Origin of the sequence: Thermovirga sp., from assembly GCA_012523215.1 — a bacterium.
Taxonomy (GTDB): Bacteria; Synergistota; Synergistia; order Synergistales; family Thermovirgaceae; genus 58-81.
On record JAAYIZ010000018.1, the window covers coordinates 1 to 5,462 of the forward strand.

Sequence of the window (5,462 nt, forward strand, 5' to 3'; positions counted from 1 at the left end):
CCCGGACGGTTCGAGCTGTGCCTTGAGCGAAAAGGGGGTCTCCCTGTAAAGGAGGGAGATCGACGCACCGATCGTACCCTCGTCAAGAGCCACTTTTCCCTCTTCGATCTCGAAATCGCCCTGCGAGGTCCTCACGATGCTCTTTTGGACGAGGAGGGTGTCGAAGGGGAGCTCCATCGGTTTTACCGCTCCCTCCCGGGGGAGCGCCGAGGGTAAGTCGGACCAGTTGAGCAGGGCCCGGTCGAAGGAGATGAATCTTATCCGGGGTGATCCCGCCAGGAGCGTAAGAGGTTTGAAGACGACGGTCACCTCCGGCGCGGAAAAGAGCACACGGCCCTTGAGCCGGAGGACTACATCGTTTATCCTGAAACCCTTAATGGGGTTGCCCGCCACGGAAGAAAGGGCGAGTTCCGCCCCTAGGTGCTGCCTGGCGGCCTTCGCGAGTTCGGAGACGACGGCTCCGGCCCCTATGTCGCCTTTCGAGGCGAGGATGAGGGCGCCGCCGATCGCCAGCGAAAGCAGGATCACCAGTATGAGAAGAGCCTTGAAGAATCTGGCCAAGTAGTAATCCTCCCGGAAGTATCTCGCAGGACAACTAATAATAAGGGTGGGCCAAAAAAGAATCAATCGAATAAATACGTATAAATCCGGAAAAGGGCGAGGAGGTTTTTTGAGGTCCCAATTATACCAGTTCCACCACGAGCTTCGTGGAGTCAAGATTGTATGCAAGAGGTCGCCATCGAGGGTATTCTCTGTGGAGTACTGTCACTGAATGCCAAAATGACCGGAAAGGAGTGTGGAGATGTGGACAAACTTGTGGATAAGTGTGGATCACCGAATCGATAAAATTTGGACTGGGTCGACCAGGAGGATCTCGGGTCCGTTGAAACCCGGCGTGACCTTTCCCATGATCGTGAGGGTACTGCCGGCGTACTTCTCGAGCCGGTCGAATTGTCCGGTATCGCTCTCGTAGACGACCAGGGAGGCGTTGCCCTTATCGGAGCGGAGACAGACGCGCGTCTTCGATGAGGTCACGTCCCGGACCTTGAAGTTGACGGTTATGAAGCGCCCGGCCACCGATGGCAGTTCAGCCCAGATCTGGGCCGGCGTGAACAGCCTCCCCCGGGCTCTTCCCCAGAGTCCTTTTCCGGAGGAGCGGGCTCGGTTGAAAGCCTCCCTGAAGAGCCCCGTGTACCGCAGGTTCGGAGGGAAGGCGTAGGGAAGAGCGTAACCCTCGGCCACCAGCAGTTCGTTGGCCATGACGGCGCCTCCCTCGCCCGTCAGCCAGAGGTAGGCCAAGGTTCTCCCGTAACGGTCCCTCCTCTGCTGGTCGAATTCCAGCAGGACCCTCTTTCCCAGCACCAGCGACTCGTTGTATCGAGATGCCTCCCGCCCCAGTTCTTCCACCCTCCTACGGGGGTGGTGGGTTTCGGGGCAGTCGATGCCGATATACCTGACCTGCTCGACCTTTCCGTCATCGGTGGCGACAGTCACCGTATCGCCATCGGTGACCCTGATCACCTGCCCGCCAAGGGCCTCCCCGGGCCAGGCAGGGAGGGGCGAAAAGAGGATCAGCAGGCAGGCGCCCAGGGCCGCGAGGCGCTTCATTTCTTTTTGGGGAAGAACTTCAAGGGCTCTCCTTCCACGGAGACCTTTCTCTCGAAGACCAGGCCCTCGGGTATCATCAACACCAACTCGCAGGTGAAGTTGACGGTTCCGCCGAAGAGGTGCCCGCCGATGACGGAGTAATCCCGTCCCGCCAGCGAGGCGTGGACGTGGATAAAGGCCTTCCCATCGTCCTGGCGGTTCACCGTTCCCGAAAGGGAGAGGATCTCCCGGGCTTCGTGGAAACGCTTCTTCTCGTAACCATCGGGGCCCAGCCATCCTATCTCGAAATCGCGGAGCATCCCCACGGCAGAGATCAAAATCGCCGATGTCGTGTCGCCAAGGGCTTCATAGAGCCGGGGGATAACATCCTCGCCATCGTCGAACCGCAGGGCGATCAGGTTTTTGTTTCGTTCAACTATCAATATTTACCCTCCCTCGCGAAATTATGATCGGTTTCAATCCCTCTATATTAGTCTATCATCGAAAAGCCCCTTATCCACAGCGCCGGTTTTTCGGGTAAGATAGCAGGGCGGGAGATGGGCGCAGGGCCAGCCGACCTCCCGGGAAGGATGGATGAAAACTTGCTGGAACCCTTTCCCGAATGCAGTCTGCAGCCGGAAGATTACCTCGTAGAACTCGAAAGGAACAGGGAAAGGATAGAGCACTACGCCTTTCTCCTGGCTTCCTTCAACGAGAGGGCGAGGCTGACCGGACCCACGGAACCCCCGGAAATTATGGCACATATAAGGGATTGCGCCGTTTCCCTGGTCTTCGCACCCGACATCGGCGCCGTCGTGGATATTGGGACGGGGGGAGGCCTTCCGGGGATCGTATGGGCTCTCTGCAGGCCCAACCTGAAGATCACGCTGCTGGAGAGCGTCGCGAAAAAGTGCGACATCCTCGACGAGATGGCCCGGATGCTGCGCCTCTCCAACGTGGATGTGGCCTGTGCCAGATCGGAGGCCCTCTCCCTGGAGCGCCGGGAGAGTTTCCGCATCGCCCTTTCAAGGGGCGTGGGACACCTGGGCGTCGTCGCCGAATATGCCTCCCCCCTTTTGGGAGTGGGCGGTTTTGCCTACTTTTTCAAGGGGCCCCGGGTCGCCGAGGAACTGCGGGACGTGGGGGACAAGTGGGCGACCCTCGGCTTTGACGGCCCTATGATCTACTCTTACGACCTGGATGGGAAGAACCTTTGCCTGGTGGGGCTCGAGAAGAGCGCCCCCTGCCCGGCGAAGTACCCGAGGCGACCCGGCAAGGCGAGCAAGAGTTCCTGGTGGAGGTGAGGTTTTTGAAGACCGTCGCCGTTGCGAATCAGAAGGGGGGCGTGGGCAAGACCACCTGCTGCGTGAACTTGGCAGCCGAGCTCGGCAGGCAGGGAAAGAAGGTCCTCGTGCTAGACATCGACCCCCAGGGCAACAGCACCAGCGGCCTGGGCGTGGATGTCTCCAACGTCCATAACAGCATGTACCATGTCATCCTCGACGAGGTGCCGCCCACCAGCGCGATCATCCCGTCGGCCTGGGAAGGGGTCTGGGTTCTTCCGGCCACCCTCGACCTGGCCGGTTCCGAGGTGGAACTGGCCGGGGTGATGAGTCGAGAGACGAGGCTCGCGAGGCACATGCACGCCATGAAGGACTTCGACATCGGCTTCATCGACTGCCCTCCCTCGCTGGGACTCCTCACCGTCAACGCCCTTGTGGCCGCCGACAGCCTCTTGGTCCCGATCCAGTGCGAATATTACGCCCTCGAGGGGGTGGGGCAACTCATGCGGACCATATCGCTGGTCCAGCGGTACCTCAACGAGAATCTCAACCTGGACGGCGTCGTCCTCACCATGTTCGACGCTAGGACCAACCTCTCCAAGGAAGTGGCCGACGAGGTCAGGAACCAGTTCCGCGAGGCCGTCTTCGATACCCTCATCCCCAGGAATGTGAGGCTCTCCGAGGCTCCCAGCCATGGTAAACCCATATGCTACTACGATCCGGAGAGCGCCGGCGCAGCCGCCTTCAGAAACCTCGCCGAGGAGGTGCAGCAGAGATGGCTCGCTCAAGGGCGCTAGGCAAGGGGCTGGGAGCCCTCATCCCCGGGGCGGGGACGGAACCCCTACCGGTGGAAGGAGCGGTGGTGGAGGTCCTTCGCCTGCGCCTGGAGGACATAAGGCCGTCACCGAACCAGCCCAGGAAGGATTTCGACCACGAAAGCCTGGCAGCCCTCGCCGACTCCATCAGGGAACATGGCGTCGTCCAGCCCGTGGTGGTCCGAAAACTGGACGGTGGTTACGAGATCGTGGCCGGCGAGAGAAGGTGGCGGGCCGCCGGGATGGCCGGCCTCGACGAGGTGCCCGTGCGGGTCATCGATGTGGACGAGAACAGGGTCATAGAACTATCCCTGGTGGAGAATCTCCAGAGGGAGGACCTCTCCCCCTTGGAGGCCGCGAAGGGCATAAGCGAACTGGTGGACAAGTTCTCCCTAACCCAGGAGCAGGCGGCCAGGAAGCTGGGATGGAGCAGGGCGGCCGTGGCCAACAAGCTCAGGCTCCTGAACCTCCCCGAGGAACTACAGCAGATGCTCCACCGGGGGGACCTGGGCGAGGGGCACGCCAGGGCCCTGCTCTCCCTCGATGATCCCCTGGAACAGCTCCACCTGGCGAGGCAATGTGTGGACCGGGGCATGTCGGTCCGGGAGGTCGAGGAGGCCGTCCGCAAGCCCTCGGGAGAGAAAAAGGCCGGCAAGGCGAGATCGTCCCCATCGGTCCTCATCCCTGAACCCGTCCTGAGGGTCTCAGAACGTTACGGTATCGACATCAAGATGAGCGGCCGGGGAAACAACGTGAGGATCATGCTTGGCGGGTTGAACGAGGATGAGGCCCGCAGGCTCTTCGAAATGATAGACAGGAGCGGGGAGATACTCTTCCCCGACAAGTGAGGGCCGAGGACACGCCATGGCGAGGCTTACCGAGGACCTGGCGGCTTTCTCAAGGGTGCTTTCCTCGGCGCTGCTCCTCTGCGGTTTCATAATCCTCGGCGTGGTCGGGGGAAGGACCCTGGTCTTGAGGGGTTATCCCGGGTGGACCCAACCGGCGGCCATCGTGGGGGGAACGGCCCTCGGCGCGTGGCAGGCCTGGAGGTTTTTGAAAACGGGGATGAAAAGGGGACGAGAGCGGAAACCGTGAATCGTAAATCGTGAATCGGGAGATGTAAAGGCAGGATCCGTGAAGGTGTTTCACGTGAAACATGCGGTTCTAAACAAAACAGGAGGGAGGAGTCCCTTTGGATCAGCTTTTCGCGCCCTGGCGGATGGCCTATATAGACGGGGCCGGCAAGCAGGAGGGGTGCATCTTCTGCGATTTCCCCAAGGAGCAGGAGGACAGGGAACGCCTTATCCTGGCCCGCGGGGAACTGGTTTTCGTAATACTCAACGCCTTCCCCTACAACCCCGGACACCTCATGGTGGCCCCCTACAGGCATGAGGGAGCCTACGAGAACCTCAAAGAAGAAGAATTACTCGAGATGCATCGTTTCGGCCGAAAATGCATCGGCGTCCTCAAAGAAGCTATGAACCCCCAGGGATTCAACCTGGGAATAAACATCGGTAAAACCGCCGGAGCGGGCTTTGCTGGCCACATCCATCTTCACATCGTTCCCAGGTGGGACGGCGACACGAACTTCATGCCGGTGATAGCCGGCACGAAGGTCCTGCCAGCCTCGCTGCAGGAGACCTGGGACATCCTGAAGAAGGTCTGGGAGGCCCATGGCCGGCGGCGATGAGTTCTTCGAGCCCGCCTCCTTCGCCGAGGTCGAGACGAGGCACAAACGTTCCATTTTCACGGGAAGGGTCTTCCTCGCGGGTTCCGA

Annotated in this window: 8 protein-coding genes; 5 read left to right on the plus strand and 3 right to left on the minus strand. The window is 60.5% G+C overall.

The window, feature by feature from the left end; all coding sequences use genetic code 11:
- The 3 genes from GX108_00655 to GX108_00665 form a co-directional block, all read right to left on the minus strand.
- Window positions 1-561, minus strand: a 561-nt coding sequence (locus GX108_00655) for a hypothetical protein (GenBank protein NLO55559.1), incomplete at its 3' end; no start/stop codon positions are given.
- A 270-nt stretch (window positions 562-831) separates the two neighbouring features.
- Entirely contained in the window at window positions 832-1,608 is a 777-nt protein-coding gene (locus GX108_00660; protein NLO55560.1) for a thermonuclease, read from the minus strand.
- Window positions 1,605-2,030 carry a DNA-binding protein gene (locus GX108_00665; protein ID NLO55561.1) on the minus strand — a complete coding sequence of 142 codons (426 nt, stop codon included), beginning with the start codon at window positions 2,028-2,030 and terminating at the stop codon, window positions 1,605-1,607. The genes GX108_00660 and GX108_00665 overlap by 4 nt, the downstream gene beginning before the upstream one ends.
- Before the next feature lie 147 nt (window positions 2,031-2,177).
- Between GX108_00665 and rsmG the strand changes: the two genes are divergently transcribed.
- The 5 genes from rsmG (at window position 2,178) to GX108_00690 (ending at window position 5,375) form a co-directional block, all read left to right on the plus strand.
- The gene (rsmG, locus tag GX108_00670; protein NLO55562.1) at window positions 2,178-2,891 is read left to right on the plus strand and encodes a 16S rRNA (guanine(527)-N(7))-methyltransferase RsmG; all 714 of its coding nucleotides are present in this window, start codon (window positions 2,178-2,180) and stop codon (window positions 2,889-2,891) included.
- A complete protein-coding gene (locus GX108_00675) occupies window positions 2,888-3,667 on the plus strand; it encodes an AAA family ATPase (protein ID NLO55563.1) in 780 nt (259 codons plus the stop codon). The genes rsmG and GX108_00675 overlap by 4 nt, the downstream gene beginning before the upstream one ends.
- Entirely contained in the window at window positions 3,646-4,533 is an 888-nt protein-coding gene (locus tag GX108_00680) for a ParB/RepB/Spo0J family partition protein (GenBank protein NLO55564.1), read from the plus strand. The genes GX108_00675 and GX108_00680 overlap by 22 nt, the downstream gene beginning before the upstream one ends.
- A 16-nt stretch (window positions 4,534-4,549) precedes the next feature.
- A complete protein-coding gene (locus GX108_00685) occupies window positions 4,550-4,780 on the plus strand; it encodes a hypothetical protein (GenBank protein NLO55565.1) in 231 nt (76 codons plus the stop codon).
- 97 nt (window positions 4,781-4,877) lie between these two features.
- Window positions 4,878-5,375, plus strand: a complete 498-nt coding sequence (locus GX108_00690; GenBank protein ID NLO55566.1) for an HIT domain-containing protein — start codon at window positions 4,878-4,880, stop codon at window positions 5,373-5,375.
- Window positions 5,376-5,462 lie beyond the last annotated feature (87 nt).